Origin of the sequence: Rhizobium album (assembly GCF_003122325.1) — a bacterium.
Classification (GTDB): domain Bacteria; phylum Pseudomonadota; class Alphaproteobacteria; order Rhizobiales; family Rhizobiaceae; genus Metarhizobium; species Metarhizobium album.
In genome coordinates, this window is record NZ_QFBC01000001.1 from 391,759 (window position 1) to 418,137 (window position 26,379).

The 26,379-nt window shown below is 63.6% G+C and carries 23 protein-coding genes; 15 read left to right on the forward strand and 8 right to left on the reverse strand.

Features of this window, described 5'->3' with window-relative positions; all coding sequences use genetic code 11:
- Nucleotides 1-114: 114 nt before the first annotated feature.
- The 6 genes from DEM27_RS01915 (at nucleotide 115) to lpxK (ending at nucleotide 5,836) form a co-directional block, all read left to right on the forward strand.
- A complete protein-coding gene (locus DEM27_RS01915; RefSeq protein ID WP_109456487.1) occupies nucleotides 115-1,464 on the forward strand; it encodes a TldD/PmbA family protein in 1,350 nt (449 codons plus the stop codon).
- A gap of 2 nt (nucleotides 1,465-1,466) precedes the next feature.
- Nucleotides 1,467-2,267, forward strand: coding sequence for a 3'(2'),5'-bisphosphate nucleotidase CysQ (locus tag DEM27_RS01920; RefSeq protein ID WP_109456488.1), 801 nt, complete (start codon nucleotides 1,467-1,469; stop codon nucleotides 2,265-2,267).
- A gap of 66 nt (nucleotides 2,268-2,333) precedes the next feature.
- A complete protein-coding gene (locus tag DEM27_RS01925) occupies nucleotides 2,334-2,567 on the forward strand; it encodes a DUF4170 domain-containing protein (protein ID WP_109456489.1) in 234 nt (77 codons plus the stop codon).
- A gap of 130 nt (nucleotides 2,568-2,697) precedes the next feature.
- Nucleotides 2,698-4,017 carry a lipid IV(A) 3-deoxy-D-manno-octulosonic acid transferase gene (gene waaA, locus DEM27_RS01930; protein WP_109456490.1) on the forward strand — a complete coding sequence of 440 codons (1,320 nt, stop codon included), beginning with the start codon at nucleotides 2,698-2,700 and terminating at the stop codon, nucleotides 4,015-4,017.
- Nucleotides 4,018-4,031: 14 nt separating this feature from the next.
- Entirely contained in the window at nucleotides 4,032-4,754 is a 723-nt protein-coding gene (locus DEM27_RS01935; RefSeq protein ID WP_109456910.1) for an HAD family hydrolase, read from the forward strand.
- Nucleotides 4,755-4,792: 38 nt separating this feature from the next.
- Nucleotides 4,793-5,836: a tetraacyldisaccharide 4'-kinase gene (lpxK, locus tag DEM27_RS01940; RefSeq protein ID WP_109456491.1), complete on the forward strand. Its 1,044-nt coding sequence runs from the start codon at nucleotides 4,793-4,795 to the stop codon at nucleotides 5,834-5,836.
- A 27-nt stretch (nucleotides 5,837-5,863) separates the two neighbouring features.
- Here lpxK and DEM27_RS01945 read toward each other — a convergent pair whose 3' ends face one another.
- Nucleotides 5,864-7,417: a trimethylamine methyltransferase family protein gene (locus DEM27_RS01945; RefSeq protein WP_109456492.1), complete on the reverse strand. Its 1,554-nt coding sequence runs from the start codon at nucleotides 7,415-7,417 to the stop codon at nucleotides 5,864-5,866.
- Nucleotides 7,418-7,521: 104 nt separating this feature from the next.
- Here DEM27_RS01945 and DEM27_RS01950 point away from each other — a divergent pair, with 104 nt between their 5' ends.
- Nucleotides 7,522-8,454: a LysR substrate-binding domain-containing protein gene (locus DEM27_RS01950; RefSeq protein ID WP_109456493.1), complete on the forward strand. Its 933-nt coding sequence runs from the start codon at nucleotides 7,522-7,524 to the stop codon at nucleotides 8,452-8,454.
- A gap of 30 nt (nucleotides 8,455-8,484) precedes the next feature.
- On the opposite strand, the gene DEM27_RS01955 is transcribed toward DEM27_RS01950, so the two are convergent.
- Together DEM27_RS01955 and DEM27_RS01960 are read right to left on the reverse strand one after the other, a co-directional pair.
- Complete coding sequence (locus DEM27_RS01955) at nucleotides 8,485-9,846, reverse strand: putative bifunctional diguanylate cyclase/phosphodiesterase (RefSeq protein WP_109456494.1); 1,362 nt, start codon at nucleotides 9,844-9,846, stop codon at nucleotides 8,485-8,487.
- A gap of 128 nt (nucleotides 9,847-9,974) precedes the next feature.
- On the reverse strand, nucleotides 9,975-11,648 hold the full coding sequence (locus DEM27_RS01960) for a response regulator (RefSeq protein WP_245445606.1): 1,674 nt from the start codon (nucleotides 11,646-11,648) through the stop codon (nucleotides 9,975-9,977).
- A 389-nt stretch (nucleotides 11,649-12,037) separates the two neighbouring features.
- On the opposite strand from DEM27_RS01960, the gene mutL reads away from it, so the two are divergent.
- Complete coding sequence (gene mutL / locus DEM27_RS01965) at nucleotides 12,038-13,864, forward strand: DNA mismatch repair endonuclease MutL (RefSeq protein ID WP_109456496.1); 1,827 nt, start codon at nucleotides 12,038-12,040, stop codon at nucleotides 13,862-13,864.
- Nucleotides 13,865-13,945: 81 nt separating this feature from the next.
- Complete coding sequence (locus DEM27_RS01970; RefSeq protein WP_109456497.1) at nucleotides 13,946-14,176, forward strand: DUF2093 domain-containing protein; 231 nt, start codon at nucleotides 13,946-13,948, stop codon at nucleotides 14,174-14,176.
- A gap of 110 nt (nucleotides 14,177-14,286) precedes the next feature.
- Here DEM27_RS01970 and DEM27_RS01975 read toward each other — a convergent pair whose 3' ends face one another.
- The 5 genes from DEM27_RS01975 to DEM27_RS01995 form a co-directional block, all read right to left on the reverse strand.
- A complete protein-coding gene (locus tag DEM27_RS01975) occupies nucleotides 14,287-14,916 on the reverse strand; it encodes a PRC-barrel domain-containing protein (protein ID WP_109456498.1) in 630 nt (209 codons plus the stop codon).
- Between the two features lie 223 nt (nucleotides 14,917-15,139).
- Complete coding sequence (locus DEM27_RS01980; RefSeq protein ID WP_109456499.1) at nucleotides 15,140-16,027, reverse strand: SMP-30/gluconolactonase/LRE family protein; 888 nt, start codon at nucleotides 16,025-16,027, stop codon at nucleotides 15,140-15,142.
- Nucleotides 16,028-16,030: 3 nt separating this feature from the next.
- Entirely contained in the window at nucleotides 16,031-16,663 is a 633-nt protein-coding gene (locus DEM27_RS01985; RefSeq protein WP_109456500.1) for a 2-dehydro-3-deoxy-6-phosphogalactonate aldolase, read from the reverse strand.
- On the reverse strand, nucleotides 16,660-17,589 hold the full coding sequence (locus tag DEM27_RS01990) for a 2-dehydro-3-deoxygalactonokinase (protein ID WP_109456501.1): 930 nt from the start codon (nucleotides 17,587-17,589) through the stop codon (nucleotides 16,660-16,662). Before DEM27_RS01990 ends, DEM27_RS01985 begins: the two co-directional genes overlap by 4 nt.
- Complete coding sequence (locus DEM27_RS01995; protein ID WP_109456502.1) at nucleotides 17,590-18,360, reverse strand: SDR family NAD(P)-dependent oxidoreductase; 771 nt, start codon at nucleotides 18,358-18,360, stop codon at nucleotides 17,590-17,592.
- Nucleotides 18,361-18,456: 96 nt separating this feature from the next.
- On the opposite strand from DEM27_RS01995, the gene DEM27_RS02000 reads away from it, so the two are divergent.
- The 6 genes from DEM27_RS02000 to DEM27_RS02025 all read left to right on the forward strand — a co-directional run bounded on the left by DEM27_RS02000 (nucleotide 18,457) and on the right by DEM27_RS02025 (nucleotide 26,309).
- Entirely contained in the window at nucleotides 18,457-19,275 is an 819-nt protein-coding gene (locus DEM27_RS02000) for an IclR family transcriptional regulator (protein ID WP_109456503.1), read from the forward strand.
- Between the two features lie 403 nt (nucleotides 19,276-19,678).
- Complete coding sequence (locus tag DEM27_RS02005; protein WP_109456504.1) at nucleotides 19,679-20,419, forward strand: LuxR family transcriptional regulator; 741 nt, start codon at nucleotides 19,679-19,681, stop codon at nucleotides 20,417-20,419.
- A 343-nt stretch (nucleotides 20,420-20,762) separates the two neighbouring features.
- Complete coding sequence (gene apbC, locus DEM27_RS02010) at nucleotides 20,763-21,962, forward strand: iron-sulfur cluster carrier protein ApbC (RefSeq protein ID WP_109456505.1); 1,200 nt, start codon at nucleotides 20,763-20,765, stop codon at nucleotides 21,960-21,962.
- A gap of 542 nt (nucleotides 21,963-22,504) precedes the next feature.
- Nucleotides 22,505-24,406 carry a potassium transporter Kup gene (locus tag DEM27_RS02015; RefSeq protein WP_109456506.1) on the forward strand — a complete coding sequence of 634 codons (1,902 nt, stop codon included), beginning with the start codon at nucleotides 22,505-22,507 and terminating at the stop codon, nucleotides 24,404-24,406.
- A 129-nt stretch (nucleotides 24,407-24,535) separates the two neighbouring features.
- Complete coding sequence (locus DEM27_RS02020; protein ID WP_109456507.1) at nucleotides 24,536-25,711, forward strand: cell wall hydrolase; 1,176 nt, start codon at nucleotides 24,536-24,538, stop codon at nucleotides 25,709-25,711.
- A 250-nt stretch (nucleotides 25,712-25,961) separates the two neighbouring features.
- A complete protein-coding gene (locus DEM27_RS02025; RefSeq protein ID WP_109456508.1) occupies nucleotides 25,962-26,309 on the forward strand; it encodes an AtpZ/AtpI family protein in 348 nt (115 codons plus the stop codon).
- Nucleotides 26,310-26,379: the final 70 nt, after the last annotated feature.

Consider the following 26,379-nt stretch of genomic DNA (forward strand, 5'->3'; position numbering starts at 1 on the left):
GAAAATGGACGTCTTTCGAGAGCTTGTAAAAACGACGACGGAAAGAATCGGCGGCTGCGGACTTGATGCTTGCTGGAGTGCACAATAAATGGAACGCGAATGAAAGGCTAAATCATGTCCTCAGAAATCGACTCTGCAGCATTGCTTTCGCAGGCCAGCCAACTCATCGATCTTGCACTTGCCGCCGGCGCTGACAAGGCCGATGCGGTGGTGGTGCGTTCCCGCTCCCGTTCGGTCAGCGTCCGCCTCGGCAAGGTCGAGGCGACCGAGGCATCCGAGAGCGACGACTTCGCCCTGCGCGTGTTCGTCGGCAATCGTGTTGCCAGCATTTCGGCGACGCCGGGGGCGACCGATGCCCGGATCATCGCCGAACGCGCCGTTGCCATGGCAAAGGTCTCCCCCGAAGACCCCTTCGCCTGCCTGGCGGATGAAGCCGACCTTTCCAGCAATTATCCCGACCTCGATCTTTTCGATCCGACCGAAATCCCCACCGACGCGCTGGCCGAGGCGGCGTTGGCGGCGGAGGCCGCGGCAATGGCGATCCCGGGCGTGGCCAATTCGTCCGGGGCCGGCGCTTCGGCCGGAATGGGCGGCATGGTGCTCGCCACCTCGCACGGCTTTGCCGGTAGCTACATGGGTTCGCGCTTCGGCCGTTCCGTCAGCGTCATCGCCGGCGAAGGCACGAAGATGGAGCGCGACTACGATTTCGACAGCCGTCTCTATTTCGCCGATCTCGACAGCCCCGAGGAGATTGGCCGGCGGGCCGGCGAGCGGACCGTCAAGCGGCTGAACCCGCGGCAGGTCGATACCGGCAGGAACGTCACCGTGGTTTTCGATCCGCGTGTCGCCCGCGGTTTCGTCGGCCATATCGCCGCGGCGATCAACGGCGCGTCCGTCGCCCGCAAGACGAGTTTCCTGCGCGACAAGATGGGCCAGCAGGTGCTGAAATCCGGCCTCACCATCACCGACGATCCGCTGATCGTGCGCGGTCCGTCGTCGCGGCCGTTCGACGGCGAAGGCGTGACCGGCCGCAAGCTGGCGATGATCGAGGACGGCGTGCTCAGGCAATGGTTCCTGTCGACCTCGACGGCGCGCGAGCTGGGCCTGAAGACCAACGGCCGCGGTGCCCGCGGCGGCTCCTACGTCAATCCCACCTCGACCAACCTGATGCTGGAGCCGGGCAGCATCGATCCCGAGGCGCTGATCCGCCAGGTCGGCACCGGCTTCTACGTCACCGAGCTGATCGGCCAGGGGGTCAACATGATCACCGGCGAATACAGCCGCGGCGCCACCGGCTTCTGGATGGAGAACGGCGAAATCGCCTATCCGGTCTCGGAAGTGACGATCGCCTCCAACCTCAAGGACATGTTCATGCGGGTGACGCCGGCGAACGATATCGATCGCAGCTTCTCCGTCGTCGCGCCGACCATCGCCATCGAGGGAATGACCCTGGCGGGACGCTGACCATGGATACCGCGACACAGGCCGACTGGACCGCGGATCTGCAGCTGATCCGCGATGCGGCGCGGCAGGCGGGCGAGATCGCGCTGAAATTCTTCCGGCGCTCGCCGGAAGTCTGGTGGAAGAACGAAGGTCGTTCGCCGGTCAGCGCCGCCGATTATGCCGCCAATGAATGCCTGGAAAGCGTGTTGCGCAGCGCCCGGCCAGGTTATGGCTGGCTTTCGGAGGAAACGGACGACGATGTGGCGCGGCTTGGCCACGACACGCTGTTCGTCGTCGATCCCATCGACGGCACCCGCGGTTTCATCAACGGGCTGGAGATGTGGTGCGTCAGCATCGCCGTCGTCCATCGCGGCCGGCCGGTTGCCGGCGTGCTGGTTGCGCCGGCGCTGGAGGAGGAGTTTTGCGCCGGTGTCAGCGGCGATGCGTTGAAGAACGGCCGGCCGATCGCCGTATCGCTGCCCGATCCCGCGCGCCGCCAGAAATTCGCCGCCGCCGAGGAGATGGTCTCGAAATTCGAGCCGGGCTTCCGCGCCACCATCGAGCGCGCCAAGCATGTGCCCTCGCTCGCCTACCGGCTGGCCATGGTCGCCGACGGCAGGCTCGACGGCACGCTGGTCAAGCGCAACTCCCATGACTGGGATCTTGCTGCCGCCGACCTCATCCTCGCCCGCGCCGGCGGGCAGCTCGTCGATCTCGACGGGGCGCCGTTGTCCTATAACCGCCCCGAGGTGACGCACGGCACGCTCTGCGCCGCCGGAGAAAGCCGCCTTCCCGAGATTCTCGACCATCTGCGACGCATTTGAACGTTGACCTTTCGGACAAAATCTCGCAGAGGAAAGAGGGAGGGAGTACAAATTGGGAAAACCAGAATGACCGACTCCGGCGATAAGAAACAGCTCCTGCACCTCGTTTTCGGCGGTGAACTCGACGATCTCACGAAGGTCGAGTTCCGCGATCTGAACAAGCTTGATATTGTTGGTATTTTTCCTGACTACGCGACGGCATTGACGGCCTGGAAGGCGAAAGCGCAGCAGACTGTCGATAATGCGCACATGCGTTATTTCATCGTTCATATGCATCGGTTGCTGAATCCGGCGGAATGACGAAAGGCGGGGCTTGCATTGCGAGCCTTGGCCGGGACGCGAATTTGTCCAATTCGTCGCTCATGAATGACCGGAAACCATTGGGGAACTTGGCTTTGAAAACGATCGTGCAAGATCGGAGACCGCATTCATGAGCAGCCGCATGGCGCGCATGGCTTTGACAAGCTATCGCTGGGCCGGCGTGGCGATCTATCCGTTGGTCGGCGCTTACCTGACATACAGGGCGGCGAAGGGCAAGGAAGACCGCACGCGCCGGGCCGAGCGGTTCGGCTTTGCCAGCGCCGCGCGCCCGCAAGGGCCGCTCATCTGGTTCCACGCCGCCAGCGTCGGCGAAACCAATGCCGTCGTGCCGCTGATCCGCGAGATGCGGCGGCGTGACATCAACGTCGTGCTGACGACGGGCACCACCACCTCCGCCAAGGTTGCCCAGGCGCGCCTCGGCGCCGAGACGGTGCATCAATATGTGCCGCTCGACCTGAAACCCGCCGTCGGCCGGTTTCTCGACTACTGGCAGCCGGACGTGGCGATCATCGCCGAATCCGAAATCTGGCCGATGACGATCATGGAACTCGGCAACCGCCATATTCCGCAAGTCCTCGTCAACGCCCGCATGTCCGACCGTTCCTTTACGCGCTGGCGCAGCCGGTTGTCGCTGGCCGAAGCGCTGTTCGAGAACCTGGCGCTGGTCATCGCCCAGTCGGATGTCGATGCCGAACGTTTTCGCGATCTCGGCGCCCTGCCGGTGACGGTCTCGGGAAATCTCAAGGTCGACAACGACATGCCGGCGCATGATCCGGCGCAACTGGACAGCTACAAGCGCCAGATCGGCACGCGCAAGACCTGGGCGGCGATCTCCACCTTCGAGGGCGAGGAGATGGCGGCGGCGACGGTGCACCGGGCGCTCAAGGAGCGCGACGGCGTGCTGACCATCATCGTGCCGCGCCATCCGGAGCGTAGCGACGACCTGGAAAAAGCCCTGACGGAAAAGGGTCTCAAGGTAGCCCGTCGCACCCGCAACGATCCGCTGACGCCCGAAACCGACATCTTCCTCGGCGATACGATCGGCGAGATGGGCCTCTACCTGCGGATGACGGAAGTGGCTTTCGTCGGCCGCTCGCTGTTTGCCGAAGGCGGCCAGAACCCGCTGGAGCCGGCCATGCTCGGTTGCGCGGTCCTTTCCGGCGGGCATGTGCAGAATTTCCGCGACACCTACCAGAAGCTCGCCCGCAACGGTTCCGCCCGCATGGTGCGCGATGTCGAGATGCTGGCGAAGGCGGTGCATTACCTGCTTGCCAACGATGCCGCCCGGCAGACAATGATCAATGCCGGGCTGGAGACGGTGCAGGAAATGCGCGGCGCGCTCACCGCCACCATCAAGGGGCTGGAGCCCTACATCAATCCCCTCACGGTCAAGGCCCGCCTGCAGCCGAGGGCTGCGGCGCAAGGCTGACAACGGAAGATCTCATCGTGGCGCCATCCCCCATTTCAGGCATTCTTTTCGACAAGGACGGTACGCTTCTGGATTACGCCAGGACCTGGCTGCCGGTGAACCGCGAGCTTGCGCGGTTCGCGGCGCAGGGCGACGGCGTGCTCGCCGACCGGCTTCTCTCCGCTTGCGGTATGGATCCGGTGAGCGGCTATGTGGTGCCCGACAGCTTGCTGGCGGCCGGAAACACGGTGGAGATCGCCACCGGGTTCGTCGAGGCCGGTTCGCCACTCTCGGTCGCGGCGCTGACGGAGCAACTCGATGCGATGTCTGCCGATGCCGCCCGGCATGCCGTGCCGGTTACCGATCTCGAAAGCTTCTTCCGGGACTTGAAGGAAAAAGGGTATCGCCTCGGCGTCGCCTCCAGCGACAACGAGCGGTCGATCCGCGAGACGGCCGATCGCTTTGGCTTTGCGCCCTATCTCGATTATGTCGCCGGCTACGACAGCGGTTTCGGCGTCAAGCCGGAGCCCGGCATGGTGCTCGGCTTCTGCATGGCGACCGGGCTCGATCCGCAAGAGGTCGCCGTCGTCGGCGACAACAATCACGACCTGCACATGGGCCGCAACGCCGGCGCTGGCCTGACGGTCGCGGTGCTGACGGGAACGGGCTCGCGCGCCTCGCTGTCGGCGGGCAGTGATCACTGCCTGAACGACATCACCGAGCTCGTGTCGGTCCTGCCGTCCCTCCAGCCGGTGTGAGGCCGGCGTCCGGCGATTTCCAAAGGGGAGGGGACAGGATGATTTCGGAAGCGCCGCCCTTCTGGTGGACACGTCCCGGCTGGCGCGCCTGGCTGCTTTCACCCTTTTCTTTCCTCTATGGCCGCATCGCCGGCTATCGTATGACCCATGGCCGGCGGGCCTCGGTTCCCGTGCCGGTCATCTGCGTCGGCAATTTCACCGTCGGCGGCGCCGGCAAGACGCCGACGGCGCTGGCGATTGCCAAGGCGGCCAAGGCGCGCGGCCTGAAACCCGGCTTCCTCAGCCGCGGTTACGGCGGTTCGCTCGACGTCACGACGCTGGTCGATCCGCACCACCACCGGGCCATGGCGGTCGGTGACGAGCCGCTGCTTCTGGCGCGCGAGGCGACGACGGTGATCTCGCGGCGCCGCGTCGACGGTGCTAAGCGCCTGGTCGAGGCCGGCGTCGACCTCATCATCATGGACGACGGTTTCCAGAGCGCCCGGCTGGCGGTCGATTACGCCCTGGTGGTGATCGACACCGTGCGCGGCATCGGCAACGGGCATCTGGTGCCGGGCGGTCCCGTCCGGGCGCCGATCGACACCCAGCTTCGATACGTTTCGGCACTGATGACCGTCGGTCGCGGCAATGCCGCCGATCGCCTGGTGCGCCGTGCCGCCCGTGCCGGCAAGGGCATCTTCGTCGGCGCCATCGTGCCGCGGCCGGAGCCGGATCTCGGCGGTCGCCGTGTTCTCGCTTATGCCGGCATTGCCGATCCGGACAAATTCTACCGGACGCTGGACGAACTGGGCGCGGAGGTGGTGGTCCGCCACGCCTTCGGCGACCACCAGCATATTTCCGACGACGAAATGGCCGACCTGCTCGACACCGCCAACCGGCAGGGCCTGCAGCTGGTGACGACGTCGAAGGATATCGTCCGCCTGACCGGCAATCACGGCCGGGCCTCGGAACTGGTCTTCCTGTCGAAGGTCATCGAGGTCGACATGGTCTTCGACGATCCGCATGCCCCCGACCATATCATCGACGATGCGATCAAAGCGTCGAAGACACGGCTTTTCTCCACGGGCGGCAAGCAACGCTGACTGCGGGCAGCGTCCGCGAGCTTCCCGTCAGTACCAGGCGTCGGGAATATCCCGCGTCTTCCGCTCGATGAAATCCTTCAGCGCGTCGTCGGTGGCGACATCCAGCGGCGGCGCTTCATATTCGGCCAGGGTCTTTTTCCATTGCCGGTTGGCGCGGGTGGCGATGTCGGTCGAGCCGCCTTCTTCGCTCCACTTCTCGAAGGGTTCGTTGTCGGAGAGCGTCGAATCCCAGAAGGCGCTGGTATAGTTGCGCATCGTATGGTCGCAGCCGAGGAAATGGCTGCCGGGGCCGACCTGCAGGAAGGCGTCCATGGCCAGCGTGTTGTCGTCCACCACCACGCCGGCGAGGTAGGAATGCAGGGCGCCGCAGAGATCCGCATCCATGACGAATTTTTCGTAGGACATGGCCAGCAGGCCGTCGAGGAAGCCGGCGGAATGCAGGATGAAGTTGGCGCCGCAATGCACCGCCGACAGCATCGACATCAGCCCTTCCTGCATCGCCTGGCCGTCCGGCAGCTTCGAATTGGAAAAATTGCCGGCGCAGCGCAGCGGCAGCTTCAGCCGGCGGGCCAGTTGGCCGATCACCATCGAGCCGATCGCCGGCTCCGGCGTGCCGAAAGTCGGCGAGCCCGACCGCAGCGACATGGAGGACAGGAAGTTGCCGAAGATCACAGGCGCGCCCTTGCGCTCCAGCTGCGTCAGCGCGCAGCCAGCCATGGTTTCGGCGAAGGATTGCGCGATCGCCCCGGCATTGGTGACCGGTCCCATGGCGCCGCCGAGGATGAAGGGCACGATGACCGCCGCCTGGTTGGCGCGGGCATAGGCGCGCAGCGATTTTGTCATCGTGCCGTCCCAGACGAGCGGCGAGTTGACGTTGACATTGCCGAGGATGACACAGTTCCTGTCGACGAAATCGGTACCGAACAGGATACGGGCCATGTCGATGGAATCGTCGGCCCGCTCCTCTGCCGTGATCGAGCCCATGAAGGCGCGGTCGGAATATTTGATATGGCTGTAGACCATGTGCAGGTGGCGCTTGTTGACGGCGACGTCCACAGGCTCGCAGATCGTGCCGCCGGAATGGTGCAGCCAGGGGCTCGATTGCGCCAGCTTGATGAAGTTGCGGAAATCCTCGATCGTGCCGTAGCGGCGGCCCTTGTCCAGGTCCATGACGAAGGGGGAACCATAGGCCGGCGAGAAGACGACGTTGCTTCCGCCGATCTCGACGCTGCGGGCCGGGTTGCGGGCATGCTGGGTGAAGCTTGCCGGCGCCGATTTGAGGATCTCGTTGAGCATGCCCGGCTCGAACTTGACCAGCAGCCCGTCCACCTTGGCTCCCGCCTTCTTCCATAGCTCGATGGCTTCGGGATCGTCGCGAAATTCGATGCCGACCTCCGAGAGGATACGATCCGCCGTGCGTTCGATTTTCAACAGGTTCTCTTCAGAGAGAATGTCGTAGGTCGGGATGTTGCGCCGGATATAAGGAACGCCGAGCGGCTTCGTCGAAGCGTCGCGCCTGTTGGAACGCCCGCCGCGCGCACGGCGGCCGGTGTCGAGTGTGGTATCTTCCGCCAGGGCCATCTGTCTTCCTCCATTTCCGTTGATGGTAATGGCCAGAAAATCCGTTGTAACGCCGGAAAGATTTGAGGCATGATATAAGTTGAGCTTATGGAAGAAAATTGAAGATGAACAGTTTCCGCCGCCTCCTTCCATCCGCCACCAGCCTTGTCGTCTTCGAGGCGGCGGGCCGGCACGAGAATTTCACCCGCGCCGCCGAAGAACTCGGCATGTCGCAGGCGGCGGTGTCCTATGCGGTGCGCGGGCTGGAGGAACAGCTCGGCGCGCCGCTGTTCCATCGTGTCCACCGGGCGGTGGAACTGACCGATGTCGGCGAACGCTTCCATGCCGACGTCTCCGCCGGATTGGCGCGTATCCAGAAATCCGCCGAAGACATCCGCGCCAAGGGCCGCGAGGTCAACGTCACGCTGGCCGCCTCCACCGCCTTTGCCTCGATGTGGATGCTGCCGCGCCTGCCGCGGCTGCGCCAGGACCTGCCGGAGGTCGACCTGCGCATCCAGACCAGTGTGCGCGAACTCGATCTGGAGGAGGAATCCATCCCGCTCGCCGTCCGCGGCGGCGGCGATCCGGTGGATTGGCCGCGCTATCACACCGCGCTTCTGGCGCCGGAGGTGATCAATGCCGTCGCCAGCCCCGCATTCGTCGAGGCGCATGGCATGCCGCGAACGCCGGCGGACCTGGCGCGCCACCGCCTGATCTGGCTCGAAGAACCGGTGCGCAAGGCCTGTGACTGGCCGGAATGGTTTGCCAGCGCCGGGGTTTCCTACACGTCGCAGAGCAAGGGGCTGGTGATCAACGACTATGTGCTGGTCATCCAGGCGGTGCTGGCGGGGGAGGGCATCGCGCTTGGCTGGCAACACCTGACGGGCCGGCAGACGCGCTCCGGCGCGCTTGTTCCGGTCGGCGGCCATGTGCTGGAAACGGGGCAGGCCTTCTACATCGTCTGGCCACGCTCGCGCGAATTGAACGCCCATGCCGCCCGCGTGCGCGACTGGCTGCTGGCGGAAGGCCAGCGCGACCGGGAAGCCTCTGTCTCGTAGGTTTCGAAGGTCGCCGCTTTCCGCTGCCGGTCAGGCGAGCGCGGTCTCGGTGGTGCCGGTGTTCTGGTAGGAATTGTGGACGCAATCGAGCGTCGCGGCGGCATCGGCGGGCCGGCCGTAAAAATAGCCTTGCCCCATGGCGCAGCCCATCGCCCTGAGTTTCTTGGCCTCGATGCCGCTTTCGATGCCTTCCGCCACCACTTCCAGATCCAGCCCGTCACACATGGCGACGATCGCCTTGACGATGTGTTCGGAGGCGCGATCGGTGGTGATGCGCGAGACGAAGGCCCGGTCGATCTTCACCTTGTCGAAGGTGAAATCGCGCAAACGGCCGAGGCTCGACTGGCCGGTGCCGAAATCGTCGAGCGAGATGCGCACGCCGGCCTGACGCAGTTCGGCGATGATCTTGTGGGCGGTTTCCGCCGAGGTCATCACCGCCGTTTCGGTGATTTCCAGCTCCAGGCGGTGCGGATCGAGGCCGACGCGACCGAGGATGGACAGGATATTGATCGCCGTCGACGGGTCCATCAGCTGCGCCGAGGACAGGTTGAACGACAGGAACAGGTCGCGCGGCCAGGACAATGCTGCTTCCGCAGCCTTGCGCAGCAGGGTTTCCGACAGCGCGTCGATGAAACCGCGCTCTTCGGCCAGGGGCACGAAGACGGCGGGAGAAACGAAACCGAGATCGGCGTCGTTCCAGCGCGCCAGGGCCTCGAAACCGAGCACCGTGTTGTTTTCGAGATTGACGATCGGCTGGAAATGCACGTCGACGGCATCGTTGATGATCGCGTTGCGCAGGGCCTGCTCGATCTGCGTCGCCCGTTTCATTTCCTGGGCGATCTCGCGGGAATAGACGGTGATCTGCCCGCGCCCGCGGCGCTTGGAGCGGTAGAGCGCAGTCTCGGTGCTCTTCAGCAGGTCTTCGAATTCCTCGCCGGCGAACGGATAGATCGCAAAGCCGATGGAGGCGGAGAGACGCACGTTGCGGTCGCCGAGATCGTAGGGCGCCGACAGCACCTCCTTGATCATCTGGCCGACCTTCTCGGCGCTGAAACGCTCGAAGATCAGCGGCAGCACGAAGGCGAACTCGTCGCCGCCATGGCGGGTGACGGTGGCGCCGTCGGGCACGCAGGCCTTCAGGCGGTGCGCGACCTGGCAGAGGATCTCGTCGCCTGCCGCCGTTCCGAACAGGTCGTTGATCGGCTTGAAGCCGTCGAGGTTGGCGATACCGATGGTGAAGGGCGCGGGGTCGTCGGCACGCTCCGCCGCCAGCATGCGCACCTTGTCGCGCATCCTGTAGCGGTTGCCGAGACCGGTGAGCGGATCGGTGTAGGCCATCGCCTGCAACTCGTTCTGGCTCACCTGCGGCAATGTCTGATCGCCCGACTTCATGAACACGTCCTGGGAGCTCCTTCCAACAGGGGAAGGATGAGCTTGAATTCTTAAAAAATCATAGCTTTTCGCGATGTCGCCCTAGAGGATATATCCCGTAATCTAGGGGGTTGACGTCGCATTTCGGATCAGCCGGCGGCAGTCGACTGCTTGGGAGAGCGATAGGCTTCGAAAACCGCGACGAGGTTGTCGGGGCTGATCGGCTTCAAGATGACATCGTCCATGCCGGCATCCAGGCAGGCCTTGTGGTCGCGGTCGAAGGCCTGGGGCAGAACCCCGATGATCGGCGTCCGACGGGGCAGCCCCGCCTCGCGCTCGCGAATTGTCCGCGTCGCCTCGTAGCCGTTGAGCACCGGCAACGTCGTGTCCATCAGCACGATGGCCGGCCGGTGGCGTTCCCAGAGGTCGACGGCCTCGCTGCCGTCGGCGGCCAGCACATAACTCAGCCGCAGGCCTTCGAGGATCTGCGAAAAGACGATGCGGTTGACGTCGTTGTCCTCGACGACGAGAACGTCCACCAGCGCTTCCGGCGGCGCCTCTATCGCAACGCTCCAGTCGTCCGCCTGCGGCACGGGCAAGGACGGCACGTCGCGGCGGCGGTTGAAATGCCGGGCGATGAGATAGGCAAGCTGTGTCGTCAGCTGGAAACCGTCCAGCGCCAGGACGTCGATGCCGTATGTCCTGGCGATTTCCAGGCTGCGGAGATCCATCTGCGTATCGATGACGATCAGGTCGACCACGAGGCCGGCGGAGCGGGCCATGTCGAGGAAGGCGGCCTGCTCGTCCTCGTCACGGACGGTGCAGGCGTCGATGCCGAAACGCCGGAGCGTGCGCATCGCCGGGCCTTCGACCATCGCGTCGGCCGCCACGAGAAGGACCTTTCGCCCGGTAAACTGGCCGGGCGGCACCACCTCTCCCGGCGTCGAGGGCGGGAAATCGACCGGGGAAAGGCTGGTTGCCGTGACGGACGGGTCGCCTTCGACATTCATGCCGGCCGTCGCGCCGGCCAGCGCCAGTTCGGAGACGTCCTCGACGCTGGTGACCAGGAAATACCGGCCGGACCTGCCGATGCGCTGCTTGCGGGTGATGACCGACATTTCCGACCCGTCCGCGCGCACCAGGACTTCCGCGACCATGGCCGGCATGCCGGTATCCATCACATGCCTGTCGGCACGATCGAAATGCACGGCGGCTTCCGGGCAGAGGATGTCGTAGACCGTCCGGCCGATCAGCTGTTCGACGTTGATGCCGCGCAGCGTGCAATAGGCCTTGTTCGCCGCGACGAAGCTGAGATTGCGATCCTTGACGAAAACCGGGAAGGGCAGCGTATCGAGAATTTCCTCGGTGAGCTGGACCCGCTCCAGGTCGGCGCGCCACTGCTCCTCGCGCTTCTTCTGTTCCGACACGTCGATGAACAGGCATACGCCGTAGCCGCTCGGCAGGCGGCGCTTGACGATGCGGGTCCAGCGGTCGGGGCCATGGCGTTCGATCTGGTCTGAGCGTTCGCGCCAGTGGCTGGCGATGCGCTCGGCGATCCAGTCCTCGCGGCCAAGATTGCCGCGCTCGCGCGTGGCGTAACGAAAACGGATACCGCTATCATAGAGGGCGCCGAGAAAATCCCTGAGGCGCGTGCCCGGCTCCACGAATTGCGAACTGACCGGAAAATAACCGAGAACCTGCCGGCTGGCGAAGATCAGGAGGTCGTTCTTGTCATACACGATGAACGCCGCCGACAACGCGTCGCCAACCGTATTCAGCGTATCGATTTGAATGGCTGCGTCACCAGACGCTTCGTCATTCATTCTGAACTCCCTGCGGCACATCCTGGGCGAGGGTGTGCGAACCACGTCTTTTCCCGAAACGATCCGGGCCGGCCTGCCCACGGGCTGACCGTGTCGCCTTTTCACCAAAACAAGAGCGGACATGCTGGCAGCGGTCTTGAAACAGGAACGCGACGGGATGGGCGCGACGGCTCCAGCTTGCCGTCACCAGGTCGGCCGGCATTGCCTCCGGCATCCTGCTTATCATTTCAAGATGATGCGAGAATTGTCATATTTATATTAAGGCGGTGTTAAAGAAGCGAAGAACGTTTCGGTGGATGCAGAAGCGGATTCGCCCGAATTTCCGGCATCCGTACAGACAAGTCGCATTGCAGCTTTCCAGTGGCTGCCGAATCCGGATAAAACCGGCCATGTCCATCAAGCAGCTGTCCGAAACGATCATCAACCAGATTGCCGCCGGCGAAGTCATCGAACGGCCGGCGAGCGCCGCCAAGGAACTGATCGAAAACGCCATCGACGCCGGCGCCAGCCGCATCGAGATCGCCACCGCCGGCGGCGGCAAGAGCCTGCTGCGCGTCGCCGACAATGGCGGCGGCATGGGGCCGGACGACCTGGCGCTGGCGATCCGCCGGCATTGCACCTCGAAGATTTCCGAGACGCTGACCGATATCCGCACGCTCGGTTTCCGCGGCGAAGCCCTGCCGTCGATCGGCTCGGTCGCGCGGCTGTCGATCACAAGCCGGCTGCCCGGCAGCGCCGAGGGGGCGGAGGTGTCGGTGACCGGCGGAAAGCTGTCGGCCGTCAGGCCGGCGGCCACCAATGCCGGCACCATCGTCGAGGTGCGCGACCTGTTTTTCGCCACGCCGGCCCGTTTGAAATTCCTCAAGACCGAAAAGGCCGAGGCCGGCGCCATCACCGAAGTGGTGAAGCGCATGGCGATCGCCTTCCCGCATATCCGTTTCGTGCTGTCGGGCGCCGATCGCTCGACGCTGGAATTTCCCGCCACCGGCGACGACCGCCTGGCGCGCATGGCGCAGGTGCTCGGCAAGGAATTCCGCGACAACGCCATCGAGATCGACGCGGTCCGGGAGGATGTGCGGCTGACCGGTTTTGCCGGCATTCCGACCTTCAACCGCGGCAATTCCGCCCACCAATATGCCTTCATCAACGGCCGGCCGGTGCAGGACAAGCTGATCCTGTCGGCCATCCGCGGCGCCTATGCCGAAACCGTGCCCCAGGGGCGCTATCCGGTGGCGGTGCTGTCGATCGACATCGATCCGGCGCTGGTCGACGTCAACGTCCACCCGGCAAAGTCCGATGTCCGCTTCCGTGATCCCGGTCTCATCCGCGGCCTGATCGTCGGCGCGATCCGCGAGGCCCTGGCGCAGAACGGCGACCGGGCGGCGACCACCGGCGCCGACGGCATGCTGCGCGCCTTCCGGCCGGGCTACCAGCCCGCCTACCAGCGCCCGGCGCCGGCCGCCAACTGGTCGCGCGACGCGTCGCCTTACCGGCCATTCGAAACGGCCCCCGTTTCCGCCGGTTTCGGCGAACGGCCGCAGGCAAGCTTTTCCGATTTTTCGATGCCCGCCGCCCGCACCGAGCGTCCGGCGGCCGAAGCCGTGGCGGCAACGGCAACGCCAGAACCGGCGCGTCACTATCCGCTCGGCGCCGCCCGCGCCCAGCTGCACGAGAACTACATCGTGGCACAGACGGAAAACGGCCTGGTGATCGTCGACCAGCATGCCGCCCATGAGCGGCTGGTCTACGAGGAATTGCGCAAGGCGCTGCGCGACCGTCGCCTGCCGTCGCAGGTGCTGCTCATTCCCGAGATCATCGACCTGCCGGAAGAAGATTGCGACCGCCTGATGGTCCACAGCCAGGATCTCGACCGGCTGGGGCTCGCCATCGAGCGTTTCGGGCCGGGCGCGGTTGCGGTGCGGGAAACACCGGCCATGCTCGGCGAGGTCGATGCGCCCGGCCTGGTGCGGCAACTCGCCGACGAGATCGCCGAATGGGACACGGCATCGGGGCTTTCGGCCAAGCTCGAACATGTCGCCGCCACCATGGCCTGCCACGGCTCGGTGCGATCCGGCCGGCGCCTGCGTCCCGAGGAGATGAACGCGCTGTTGCGGCAGATGGAGGCCACTCCCGGCTCAGGCCAGTGCAATCACGGCCGGCCCACCTATATCGAGCTAAAGCTTTCCGATATCGAGCGGCTGTTCGGCAGAAGCTGACGGCAAGGCTACGGGAAAAAGCTGGAAATCTATTTTGCCAGAGAGTATGGCAATCCGATGATACGCGGCAGGAGAGTGCGCATGAACCGTTTCGAAGGCAGCGGAAACCGCGAGGCGAAGCTCAAATATCTCGACGCCGATTTCCAGATCCTGCTGCCGGGCGCCTATGTGATCTGCGCCATGACCGGCAACCAGATCCCTCTCGACGAGTTGCGTTACTGGAGCGCCGCCCGCCAGGAAGCCTATGTCGATGCGGCCGCTTCCCTCGAGGCGGAAAAGCGCGCCGGCGCCCTGCCGATCCAGAATCCGTGAAAACGTACCACCGGCTCGCCTGAGCCCGGACGACACAAACGAAAGAGGCAGCGCTTGCGCACCGCCTCTTCCAATTGGACGAACATGCCGTCCCGCGTTCCGGAACCCGATTATTCAGCCGGGGGCGTGGCCGTGGTATCGGTGGTCGTCGACGAGGTCGTGGTGCTGTCCGTCGGGGTCATGCCGACGCCGGTGGTCGCATTGTTGCGTTCGGCAGTCTGCATGGCCAGGGTCTTGAACTCGGGAGCGGCCTTCAGGCTGTCGGCCGTTTCCGTGGTGGTCAGCTTCAGCTCGGAGCCTTCCGCATCCTGCGACACGGCGACGTTCTGGATCGGAACGGCGACGTATTTTTCGCCGATGCCGAGGAAGCCGCCGACGCCGATGACCGCAGCGACGATACCGCCATCCTTCTTCAGGATGAGGTCGTTGATCTTGCCGACGTTTTCATTGGCGCCGTTATAGACCGGCTGGCCGATATAGGTGTTGGCGCTGATCTCGTCGGGTGCCTGCTGCGTCAGGTAGGTATCGCCGGCTGCCGCCGTCTGATTGGTGGTGTCGGCCGTCGCCGGCGTGTTTGCCGCAGCGTCAGGCGTGACTTCCGGGGTTGTCGTTGCCGCGCCGTCCATCGTCTGGGACTGCGTGGTCGTGTCCATCGGTTTTGTCGTGTCTTGGGCATAGGTGGCGGTGGCTCCCATGAGAAGAGCACCGGCAGCCGCTGTCGTGAGGAGTTTCTTGAGCATGTTGAACCTGCCTTTCCAGATGTCATCGGTTGTCGTCAGACCCGGAATTGACCATTTTTTAGTCTCATCCGCGCCGGTTCGATGCAAAAACTGATAAGCAGAGGATTTGGTTCCGAAATGTTATCCGGAAAATTTTCGGAACTTTTTACCGGTTCGAATATGAAAAGCGGCGGAATTGCTGCCGCCGCCGCGCATTCTTTGCAAAAATCGTTCCGGAATCGCCCTAGAGACGGAACGGCCGGTCGAAAACACCTATGACGGAAACGCCAAGCTCGAAGGTCACGCCGGCCTGGGGATCGGCGGCACGCGCTGCGGCGTCCATGCCCTGGAAGGCGGAGGTCACCATCAGCCGGTCGGCGCTGGCGCCGATGAAGGCCGGGCAACTGCTCTGGCTGGCGGGTACGCGGTAGCGGGCGAGATGGCGCCCGTCCGGCGCGTAGCGATCGACCGCGCCGGCGCCCCAGCGGGCATTCCAGATATTGCCTTCGCCATCGCAGACCGAACCGTCGATGTCGTGCGGCTCGCCGGCGACGTCGACCAGCACGGTGGCTTCCCCGGCCGGCAGGCCGGTTGCCGGATCGACGGCGACACGCATCAGCCTGTTCACCTTGCTGTCGACGAAATAGCCGATGGAACCGTCCGGCGAAAAGCAGATCGAATTGGGGATGCTGACCCGGTCATAGAGGCGTGTGACCGTGCTGCCGGCCACATGGTAGATGGCGCCGGCGCCGTCTTCGGCCGATTTGCCCATGGTGCCGATCCACAGCGCGCCGGACGGATGGGTGCGCCCGTCATTGGAGCGGTTGCCGGGTTTGCCGGGCTCGAATTCCACATGCAGGGAGAGTGCGCCGGTTGCCGTGTCGCGAATGAACAGGCCGTCCTCGGAGGCGATCAGCTGGCGCTGGCTGTCGATGCGGGCGAGCACGCTGGCCATGAAGGGCAGGGCATGCACGCGCTTGGCACCGCTTGCCAGATGCAGTTCGTGCAGCTCCTTGCCGACGATGTTGAACCACCAAGCCGTATCGGTGGCCGGGTCGTAGGTCGGGCCTTCGCCGAGCGCCAGGGGCGTATCGAACAGCACACTGCCGTTGAAATCATGGGTTTCGGTCATGGTTCAGCCTCCGATCGCGGCGTCGTAGGCGGCAATCGTGCGCTTGGCCCGCTCCGCGACCTCGGCCGCCGTCATGCCCGGCTTGTAGATCGAGGTGCCGAGGCCGAAGGCGAGGATGCCGGCCGAGGTATAATCACGGAAATTCGCGTCGGAGACACCGCCGACGGCGGCGAGCGTCAGGTCCGGCGGCAGGATGGCGCGGATCGCCGTGATGCCGGAGGCGCCGAGCGCACTGGCCGGGAAAAATTTCAGGCCGGTCGCGCCGGCCTTGGCGGCGAGCAGCGCTTCGGTGGCGGTGAAGACGCCGGGCATCGTCACCATGCCCTTGGCAGCCGCGGCCTGGATGACGTCGGTATCGACGTTCGGGCTGACCATCAGCTTGCCGCCGACGGCATCGAGCCATTCGACCTGCTGGACGGTGAGCACGGTGCCGGCGCCGATCAGGCAGTTTTCCGGCGCCATCTTCACGGCGGTCTCGATGGAGCGGAACGGTTCCGGCGAATTGAGCGGGATCTCGATCGCCGTCAGGCCGTTGTCGATGAGTGCGCCGACGACACCTTCGGCCTCTTCGGGCTTCAGGCCGCGCAGGATCGCGATCAGCGGATATTTCATGTCGGGGAAGGGGATGCGGGTCATGCCTGTGTCTCCTGCGTCAGCGGCCAAATCGTGCGGGCGGCGGCAAACAGCCCCTTGCGGACCGCATCGTCGGCGTCGATGGTGGTGAAGTCGATGGCGAGCCGCCGGAAGGCGGTCTCGTAGAGGTGCTGCAGCCGGCCGGATGCGACGAGGCGCACGACGGCGCCCTTCTTCGCATGCGACAGCGCCCCGGCGATTTCGACGCCGATCAGCGTGCCGGAAAGCTGCGACTTGGCGGCATCGGCGGACAGGCCGTGCAGCAGCTGGCCGGCGCGGGCGCGGAACAGAAGGTTGGTCACCATTGCAGGGGCGGCATAGGCATCAACGGCGGCATCGGCAAAACCGGCATCGTCGATCGTCTCCGAGCCGGCGACCGCATGGCTGAGGATGGAATGGCGGGTGATGACGTCGAACAGTTCGCCGGTCATGAAGGTGGAGAAGCCGTCGACCGTGTCACCCGAGACATGCACCCATTTCGAATGCGTTCCCGGCATGCAGACGACATGATCGCCGCCGGAAAAGGCGGAAAGCGCGCCGAGCAGCTGCGTTTCTTCGCCGCGGATGACATCCGGGTCCGCGGCCCGGCGCTGGGCGAGGCCGGGCAGGATGCGGATGTCGCGGCTTTCGCCGGCGATGCGCACCGCGCCGGCGGCGATGCCTGAGACCGATGCGGGCAGGTCGATGTAACCGGCCTCGATCCAGCCCTGCCGGGCGCCGGCCATGCCGCAGATCAGCACCGGCAGGTCGGCCGGCGCCGCAATGGCGTCGAGATGCGATTGCAGGATCGCGGCAAAACCGCTTGAGGCGGCCGTGGTCATGCCTTCGCCGCTGCGCCGTTCGGCAAGCGGCTTTCCGTCGCGGTCAAGCATCCACAGCCGGAAACTGGAGGTTCCCCAGTCGACGGCGATAAAGGCGGGTTCGGTCATTTAAAGCAGGCCTCCGTCGGCAATGATGGTTTGTGCGGTCATGGCGCCCGAACAGGCGGAACTGAGGAAAAGGCAGGGGCCGACCATATCCTCGGCAACCAGCGGCCGTTTCAGGCATTGGCGGGCCACCATGGTCTCGATGCCCTCCTCGGTCAGCCAGAGCTTTTTCTGGCGCTCGGTGACGATCATGCCCGGCAGGATGGCGTTGACTCGGATATTGTCCGGCCCCAGCCGGCCGGCAAGGCTTTTGGTCAGGCCGATGATGCCGGCCTTGGCGGCGGCATAGGCCGGCACATCGGCCATGTTGAGCAGGAAGGCGATCGAGGAAAAATTGACGATCGCCCCGCCGCCGGCGCGGCGCAGATGCGGCACCACCGCCTGCGACAGGAAGAACACCGGCTTGAGGTTGATGGCCTGGTTGTCGTCCCAATAGTCTTCCGTCACGGTATCGATGTCGTGCCGGTCGTCCCAGGCAGCGTTGTTGACCAGCACGCGGATGCTGCCCAGCGCCGCCGCCAGCCGCTCCATGCTTTGCCGGGTCGCTGCGATGTCGCGCAGGTCGACCGCCTCGAAGACCGGCGAATGCGCCACGCCGGCGCTGAGGCGCTCGACCAGTGCCAGCCCTTCGGCCGCAGCGATGTCGAGGAAGCCGACCTTGGCGCCCTGGAGGGCGAAAGCCTCGACCAGTGCCGCGCCGATACCAGTGCTGCCGCCCGTGACGATGACGCCGGCGCCCTCGAGATCGGGAAACCGTGCCTGGGTCGCTGCCATCGATGCCTTCCTCTTCCAAAAGTTCCATTATATGGAATTATGTTTGACTATGTGGAATTATCGAAGTATCCACACAGCGTGTCAAGCGGTGAGGCCATGGCAGGAACGATCGATACGGAGGACTCCGGGCCGAAGGGCCAGGGCACCGGCACGCTGGGGAAAGCGATCGCCACGCTGGCGCTGGTCGCCGAGTCGGAGCAGCCGTTGCGGTTCACCGACGTGCTTGCGCTTTCCGGCGAGCCGCGCGGCACGCTGCATCGCCAGCTCAGCCATCTCGTCGAGGAAGGCCTGCTCGATCTCGACCGCAACCAATGTTACGTTCCGGGGCTGCGGCTGCTGAAATTCGCCTCTCTGGCCTGGGCTCGCAACGAGGTGCGCCTGCTGGCCGAACCGCATCTCAAGGCCCTGCACCGGATGACCGGCGAGACGGTGCATTTCGCCGTGCTGCGAGGGGCGCAGGTCGTCTATCTCGACAAGGTGGAAGGGCGGCAGTCGGTGCGGATGTATTCCGAGGTCGGCAAGGTTTCGCCGGTCCACTGCACGGGGGTCGGCAAGGCAGCGCTCTCGGTGCTTCCCGATGCCGTGCTGCAGGAGCGAATCGCCGGACTGGAATTCCAGGTCTTTACCGCGCAGACCCATGCGACTGCCGCGGCACTGATGGCAGACATCGACACAATTCGCCGCGATGGCGTCGCTTATGATCGGCAGGAGCATGAGGACGGCATCCACTGCGTTGCCGCTCCCGTCCGTTCCGGCGACCGGTCCCTGGTCGCGGCGATTTCTGTCACGGCGCCGGTTTACCGTATTTCCATGCAGCAACTGGTCGATTGGGCCGAACCCGTTCGCGCTGCGGCCGGCAACATCGACGAATCATTGCGATTCGGCCTCGGGCCGCATGCCGGTGCACCGCTCTGATCGCGGTGGCGTCCGGCGGCGCTGAATCGCTGGCCGGCGCAATTTACCGGGCTGCCCGCCGAAAGTTGCTGCGGTTAATTCGTAGGACTTATTATATCGATGGAAAGTATTTTAAAATATTGATCGTTATTGGGGTATTTTTCTACTTTTTGATTTCTGCGCGACGGAAGTTTTTATTTGTATATTGACTTTTTTCTCCCGGGATTTGTCATGATCGCAAAGAACTGTATCGTTGCAGCATGACGTCTATATGCTGGAAGAGCGAGGCTTTGGATCGTCGGCGCATTTTGATGGATTTCCTGTTGCCGAACATCTAAGCTAGATAAATCAATCTAGAATAGTGCTGGGTCCTCCCGCGATCCGTCGGCGTACCCCCGCCCCACGGACCAGGCTTAAGAAAACAATGGTTGCTGAAATCGAAACCGTCTCTCTCTCGAAGGGTGAGGCCTACATCGTTGAAATCGAAGGCCTCAAAACTCAGTTCGACGTGTTCCGGTTCATGAAGCGTCTGACCGAGGCATTCGGCATGAAGGCGTTCATGGTTCTTCACCTGCCGGGCAAGACCTCGATCGAGCTCTCGGCCAATTCGGTGATCACCAATTGGCCGGCGGAATTGTTGTCCATCTACGACCAGCAGAAGATGCTGTCGGACAGCGCGCTGCTGCGGCGCCTGCGCAAGACGACGGTGCCCTTTCGTTATGACCTCGGCGAGACGGTCATGCGGCGCGATGATGGCCGCACCGATGTGGTGGCGAGCCTTTTCACGCGGTTCGGCCTGGTCAGGGGAGCGTATTTTCCGGTGCACGACCCGGCCGGCGGGCGCGGCGCCATTTCGTTTGGCGGCGACAGGGAGGCGATCGGCTTCGAGGAGGAACTGCTTCTCCATCTCATCTGCGTTCATGTCTACGGCCGGCTGGCGGAAATCCGTTATCAGGACATCAAGAGCACCGATTCGCTGACGGAGCGGGAGATCGACTGCCTGAACTGGACGGCGGCGGGCAAGACCAGCGCGGAAATCGCCGAAATTCTCGGCCTGTCGGAACATACGGTCAATCACTATCTCAATCGTGCCGCCAAAAAACTCGATACGGTCAACCGCACCCAGGCCGTCGCCAAGGCATTGCGCCTCGGCATGATCAAATAGAAGGGCATTGCGCTGCATTTTTATTGTGCATTGCATTATATTTTGGGCGCAACTCTTCTGGGCGGCGAATGCCGTTGAAGATGGCGGTTTCGATAACCATCTGATTATAATCCATATTTTTATACTTACAAAACTGGCACGCTTCCTGCTTCCTTATCATCATAGGTCCAGAGGGGACTTTGCAAACGACAGCGCCGATGAATGGCGCGCGACGCAGAGCCGTCGGCCATGATGTGCGAGCCCGGATGTACGGCAGCCATCATGACCGGCGGTTTTGTGTTTCTGCTTCCCGCACGGCTTCGTCTCCGTCGGCCTTGGCGAACCGCTCCGGCTCGCTTATCTAATGGGAAACAGGAAATGCGGGGGCTGCAAGGTGGATCTCACCAAGGAACAGGTTCTGGACAAGCTGAAGAGCGTGCGTGGTCCGGATCTGGAAAGCAATATCATCGATCTCGGCATGGTGTCGGATGTCTTCATCGCCGACGGCAAGGTCTATTTCTCGATCACGGTTCCGGCCGAACGGGCAAAGGACCTGGAGCCGTTGCGGCAGGCCGCCGAACGCACCGTCAAGGAACTGCCGGGCGTCAAGGGCGCCATGGTGGCGCTGACCGCCGACAAGAAGGCCGGAGGCGCAACCCCTCCGCGCCCGGCGGCCCAGCCGGCCGATAATCATGGTCACCAGGGGCATCATCACGGCCATTCGCATGCGCCGCCGCAGGCCCGGTCGCCGCAGCAGGCAAAGGCCGGCGTGCCCGGCATCGGCGCGATCATCGCCGTCGCCTCGGGCAAGGGCGGCGTCGGCAAGTCGACGACCGCCGTCAATCTGGCGCTGGCGCTGCAGGCGAACGGCCTGCGCGTCGGTGTGCTGGATGCCGATATCTACGGCCCGTCCATGCCGCGCCTCCTGAAGATTTCCGGCCGCCCGGGGCAGATCGACGGCCGCATCATCAGGCCGATGGAAAATTACGGCCTGAAGGTCATGTCCATGGGTTTCCTGGTCGACGAGGAAACCGCGATGATCTGGCGCGGGCCGATGGTGCAGTCGGCGCTGATGCAGATGTTGCGCGAGGTCGCCTGGGGCGAGCTCGACGTCCTGGTCGTCGACATGCCGCCCGGCACCGGCGATGCGCAACTGACCATGGCGCAGCAGGTGCCGCTGGCCGGTGCCGTCATCGTCTCGACGCCGCAGGACCTGGCGCTGATCGATGCCCGCAAGGGGCTGACGATGTTCCGCAAGGTCGAGGTGCCGGTACTCGGCATCATCGAGAACATGAGCTATTTCATCGCCCCCGATACCGGCAACCGCTACGATATCTTCGGCCATGGCGGCGCGAGGAACGAGGCGGAGCGCATCGGCGTGCCCTTCCTCGGCGAAGTGCCGCTGACGATGACCATCCGAGAGACCTCCGATGCCGGCACGCCGGTTGTGGTGTCCGAACCGGACGGCGTTTCGGCCGGTATCTACCGCGATATCGCCACAAAGGTCTGGCAACAACTCAAGGGCACCACGCAGAGAGCCGCCCCCGCCATCGTTTTCGAATAGCGGCTGCGTCTTTTGCATGGCTGCCCTTCGATCGAAGGGATTGATTCTCTCTGCGCCTTCGATCAGAAGGCTGCGGTCTGAGCCGCCCGATGGCGGCGCAATCCCGGCAACCGGCCGAAAGCAGCATCGGCCGGCGTGATATAAATGCTGCAGAGCATCCCCTATCCGTCGCGCAGCAATTGCTGTAGATAGTCGCGATGCGGTGATCCACCGTGAGAAGCTAGGAAGCGGCCCGATGCCAGGGGCGCAGGAGTTGTTGATTGATCGATGCCTGTCGTTTCAGCGGTGAGGCCGGCTCCCCTCCGATGGATTGCGCACCTCGTGGCTTCGCCCGGATCGCTTCGTGCCACGGTGGACATGCCGGAAGCCTGCGGCCGCATCGTGTTGCCGCCCTGTCTGCCCGCTACGGACCACCCTGATCCCTGATGCGCCGACCCCGCCGGGGAAGCGCCTGCCCGCATCGTGTGCGGTGATGGCGGTTGACCGCCGTTTTCGTTTTTCTTTCTCTGGAAAGGCTGGCTTTAGGCCTGTTTTCACACCCCATGTCTCACACTGCTGAGCATTCCGCGCCGGATGGCAACAAGCTGCGCAATCTCGTCGGCCTCGCGCTCGGTTCCGTCGGCGTCGTCTACGGCGATATCGGCACGAGCCCGCTTTACGCCTTCCGCGAGGCGCTGCGGCCGATCGGCCGCGACGGCATCACCGAATTCGAGATCATCAGCCTGATCTCGATGATGATCTGGTCGCTGACCATCATCGTCACCATCAAATACGTGCTGTTCCTGCTGCGCGCCGACAATGACGGCGAGGGCGGCACGCTGTCGCTTCTGGCGTTGCTGATGAAGACCGCCAACGGCCACACCGCGCTGCTGATGCTGCTCGGCCTGATCGGCGCGGCACTGTTTCTCGGCGAAGTGATGATCACGCCGGCGCTGTCGGTTCTGTCGGCGGTGGAAGGCATCAAGCTGGTGGCGCCCAGCATGGCGGAATATATCGTCCCCATATCGGTCGCCATCCTGTTTTTCCTGTTCGCCATCCAGTCGCACGGCACCGGCGCGGTCGGACGGTTCTTCGGGCCGGTCATGGCGGTCTGGTTCGTCGTCATGGCGGGTGCCGGTCTTGCCCATATTTCCGACGATTTCGGCATTCTCGCCGCCTTCAATCCCTGGTACGCCATTTCCTTCATGGTCGACGAGGGTTTCATCGGCCTGCTGGTGCTCGGTTCGGTGTTTTTGACGATCACCGGCGCGGAAGCGCTCTATGCCGATCTCGGCCATTTCGGCCGCAAGCCGATCCAGCTCGCCTGGTTCCTGCTGGTGTTTCCGGCGCTGACGCTGAACTATCTCGGCCAGGGCGCGCTGGTTCTGAAACATCCCGAAGCCGTGTCCAATCCCTTCTACCTGATGTTCCCGCAATGGGCGCTGCTGCCGATCGTCATCCTGGCGACGGCCTCGACGATCATCGCCAGCCAGGCGGTGATCACCGGCGCGTTCTCGCTGACGCGGCAGGCGATCCATCTCGGCTATCTGCCGCGCATGGAAATCCTCTTCACCTCGGAAACCAATACCGGGCAGATCTTCCTGCCGTCGGTCAACACCATCCTGCTGGTCGGCGTCATCGGCCTGGTGCTCACCTTCCGCAGTTCCGATGCGCTGGCGACCGCCTACGGCATCTCCGTTACCGGCACGATGCTGATCAGCAGCATCCTCGCCTTCGAATTCATCACCACCCGCTGGCAATGGTCGCGGCCGATGGCGGCGCTGGTGATGTCGCCCTTCGTGACGCTGGAGATCATCTTCCTTGGTTCGAACCTTCTGAAGATAGAGGAAGGTGGTTACGTGCCGGTGCTGATCGCCACCGCCTTTACGGTGATCATGTGGACATGGCGCCGCGGCACGCGGATCCTGTTCACGCGCACCCGCCATACGGATATCCCGCTCAATTCCTTCATCACCTCGATCGAGCGCAAGAGCGAACACGGCCCCGTGGCCGTGCCGGGCACGGCGATCTTCCTGACCAGCGACCCGGAATCGGCGCCGGCCGCGCTGTTGCACAACCTCAAGCACAATCACGTGCTGCATCAGAAGAACGTCATCCTCACCATCCAGACGATCAACAAGCCGCGGGTGACCAATGAGGATCGTTACATGGTCGAGCAGATCAGCGAGCGCTTTTCCCGCGTGCGGCTGAATTTCGGCTACATGGAATCGCAGAACGTGTCGCAGGCCCTGGCGCAGCTGCGCAAGACGGGGCTGAAGTTCGACATCATGTCGACCTCCTTCTATCTCGGCCGGCGCAAGCTGGTGCCGGATGCCAAGTCCGGCATGCCGCACTGGCAGGACCGGCTGTTCATCGCGCTCGCCAACAGCGCCGCCGACCCCTCGGATTATTTCCGCCTGCCGGCGAATCGTGTCGTCGAACTGGGGTCGCACGTCATCATCTGAGCCGAAAAGGGCCGTTTCGGGCAGATTGTCGCAGTCGAAGGCGTCGTGCAGACGTCGCTATTAACCAGCTATAAAGGTTAATGAGCGATTTTGCATACATGTCTTGCGTCGCCTTCGTGGAGTTTTGTTTTGCGTCAAGAAAGCCGTTCGCGCCGTAGGTTCCGTTCGCCGTTTGGCAACTGGACTTCGCCCCTCGTCTTTGGACTGGCGATCTGGATCGGGTTTCCCTCGATTTCCGCCCATGCCGATCTCGCCGGCCTGCTCTCAGGCCTCGATCGCGGCGGCCAGCAATGGCGCATGGTGCTCACCGATTCGCCGGCCGGGTCCATCCATGAATCGGAACTCTTCTTTGCCGATCCGATCGTCACCGGCTCGCTCGGCGCCGATGCCGGGCTGAAACTGCCGGACGGCCGGCGCGTGGCGATCATCGACCGCGAGAAGGGCGAAGGCACGCCGGACGAGGAGCGCATCAACCGCAGGGAAAAGAAACGCCGCGTCGTGGCTGTGGAAAAGATGCTGCCGCCGAAGGATTTTTCCGCCGGCTCCGTGCTCGATCGCACCACCTCGCTGTTCGAGCCGCTGTTCGACAGCAAGGAACCGACCGGTTTCGTCAAGCCGAAGATCCGCGGCAAGGAACTGCAGATCGCCAGCGCCTTCTACAAGAAGAAGGAGCCGGTGGCCGAAGTCGGCGTCTCCTCGATGCTCGCCAGCCTGGTGACCAACGACAAGGCCGACGTGCTCGCCACCGCCTATGCGCCGGTCGAGCCGGATTACGCCAAGGAATCGCCCTTCGATTCGATTCTCGCCGACAAGCAGGATACCGGCCGTTTCGTGCCGCAGATCGGCCCGGAGGACCACGCCTGGGCGGCGAGTGTGCTGCCGCCGTCGGTATTTTCTCCCGATGAACAGCAATGCCTGGCGTCCGGCATCTATTTCGAGGCACGCGGTGAGTCGGTGAAGGGACAGGCTGCCGTGGCGCAGGTCATCCTCAACCGGGTGCGCAACCCCGCCTATCCGAAAACCATCTGCGGCGTCGTCTACCAGAACGAGGACTGGCGCAACCGTTGCCAGTTTTCCTTCGCCTGCGACCGCATCAAGGATCGCGTCAATTCGCAATATCACTGGAAGATTGCCCGGGATGTCGCCATGGCGGTGACGGCCGGCAAGATCTGGCTGCCGGAAGTCGGCTCGGCCACGCATTACCACGCCATATACGTCTGGCCGCGCTGGGCGCGCAGCATGAAGAAGGTCGGCCGCATCGGGCTTCACGTCTTCTACCGTACCTATGGCGGCGGCTGGAGCTGAAGAAGGCGCCGGTTTGCAGCAGGGAAATCCCGGATTCTTGGGGGATTCCCTCCGGTATCCTGCTAAGTTCCTGAATCTTTACAGTAAAATAGTCCCTTAACAACCTTGGTCGACGCCTTGACTATAAGGACGGCCAAAACTATGTTGCGCGCGACTTCAAAACGGCCTGAAAGGTGCTATTTACCTCTCCGTCTGCTTCTCGTTAGCCTGACTTTAAGGCAGGAAAAGGACAAAGGAAGAGGAGAGTACCATGACGGACAACCGGGATGACGGTCTGGAAGCGCGCCGCAGGCGTTTGGGTGCCAAGCTGGCAAACATTCGCAAGGAGGCGCACGACGAAAAGGCGAGCGAAAGCAGTGCCGAGGCAAACCGCAAGGGGTATGCCATGGCCATGAAGCTTTCCAGCGAATTCATCGCCGCCATCATCGTCGGTGCTCTTCTGGGCTATCTTTTCGATCGTTTTGTCGGTACAGCGCCTTGGGGCATGATCGTTCTTCTGCTCCTCGGCTTTTGTGCCGGTATATTGAATGTTCTTCGTTCGGCCGGGATGGTGGCGGCGCCGCATCCTCTCGACAAGAAGGACAAAAATGAATCATGAGGAGTGGCCATCGGTCGCTTTCTCGGGTAGAGGCCTCCGCCTGAGCGCGGGCAGAATGAAAGAGACCGAC

What these genes read in the sequence shown, in the direction of transcription:
- DEM27_RS01915 (WP_109456487.1), top strand. Translation starts at nt 115, where the DNA reads ATGTCCTCAGAAATCGACTCTGCAGCATTGCTTTCGCAGGCCAGCCAA.
- DEM27_RS01920 (WP_109456488.1), top strand. Translation starts at nt 1,467, where the DNA reads ATGGATACCGCGACACAGGCCGACTGGACCGCGGATCTGCAGCTGATC.
- DEM27_RS01925 (WP_109456489.1), top strand. Translation starts at nt 2,334, where the DNA reads ATGACCGACTCCGGCGATAAGAAACAGCTCCTGCACCTCGTTTTCGGC.
- waaA (WP_109456490.1), top strand. Translation starts at nt 2,698, where the DNA reads ATGAGCAGCCGCATGGCGCGCATGGCTTTGACAAGCTATCGCTGGGCC.
- lpxK (WP_109456491.1), top strand. Translation starts at nt 4,793, where the DNA reads ATGATTTCGGAAGCGCCGCCCTTCTGGTGGACACGTCCCGGCTGGCGC.
- DEM27_RS01945 (WP_109456492.1), bottom strand. Translation starts at nt 7,417, where the DNA reads ATGGCCCTGGCGGAAGATACCACACTCGACACCGGCCGCCGTGCGCGC.
- DEM27_RS01950 (WP_109456493.1), top strand. Translation starts at nt 7,522, where the DNA reads ATGAACAGTTTCCGCCGCCTCCTTCCATCCGCCACCAGCCTTGTCGTC.
- DEM27_RS01955 (WP_109456494.1), bottom strand. Translation starts at nt 9,846, where the DNA reads ATGAAGTCGGGCGATCAGACATTGCCGCAGGTGAGCCAGAACGAGTTG.
- DEM27_RS01960 (WP_245445606.1), bottom strand. Translation starts at nt 11,648, where the DNA reads ATGAATGACGAAGCGTCTGGTGACGCAGCCATTCAAATCGATACGCTG.
- mutL (WP_109456496.1), top strand. Translation starts at nt 12,038, where the DNA reads ATGTCCATCAAGCAGCTGTCCGAAACGATCATCAACCAGATTGCCGCC.
- DEM27_RS01970 (WP_109456497.1), top strand. Translation starts at nt 13,946, where the DNA reads ATGAACCGTTTCGAAGGCAGCGGAAACCGCGAGGCGAAGCTCAAATAT.
- DEM27_RS01975 (WP_109456498.1), bottom strand. Translation starts at nt 14,916, where the DNA reads ATGCTCAAGAAACTCCTCACGACAGCGGCTGCCGGTGCTCTTCTCATG.
- DEM27_RS01980 (WP_109456499.1), bottom strand. Translation starts at nt 16,027, where the DNA reads ATGACCGAAACCCATGATTTCAACGGCAGTGTGCTGTTCGATACGCCC.
- DEM27_RS01985 (WP_109456500.1), bottom strand. Translation starts at nt 16,663, where the DNA reads ATGACCCGCATCCCCTTCCCCGACATGAAATATCCGCTGATCGCGATC.
- DEM27_RS01990 (WP_109456501.1), bottom strand. Translation starts at nt 17,589, where the DNA reads ATGACCGAACCCGCCTTTATCGCCGTCGACTGGGGAACCTCCAGTTTC.
- DEM27_RS01995 (WP_109456502.1), bottom strand. Translation starts at nt 18,360, where the DNA reads ATGGCAGCGACCCAGGCACGGTTTCCCGATCTCGAGGGCGCCGGCGTC.
- DEM27_RS02000 (WP_109456503.1), top strand. Translation starts at nt 18,457, where the DNA reads ATGGCAGGAACGATCGATACGGAGGACTCCGGGCCGAAGGGCCAGGGC.
- DEM27_RS02005 (WP_109456504.1), top strand. Translation starts at nt 19,679, where the DNA reads ATGGTTGCTGAAATCGAAACCGTCTCTCTCTCGAAGGGTGAGGCCTAC.
- apbC (WP_109456505.1), top strand. Translation starts at nt 20,763, where the DNA reads ATGGGAAACAGGAAATGCGGGGGCTGCAAGGTGGATCTCACCAAGGAA.
- DEM27_RS02015 (WP_109456506.1), top strand. Translation starts at nt 22,505, where the DNA reads ATGTCTCACACTGCTGAGCATTCCGCGCCGGATGGCAACAAGCTGCGC.
- DEM27_RS02025 (WP_109456508.1), top strand. Translation starts at nt 25,962, where the DNA reads ATGACGGACAACCGGGATGACGGTCTGGAAGCGCGCCGCAGGCGTTTG.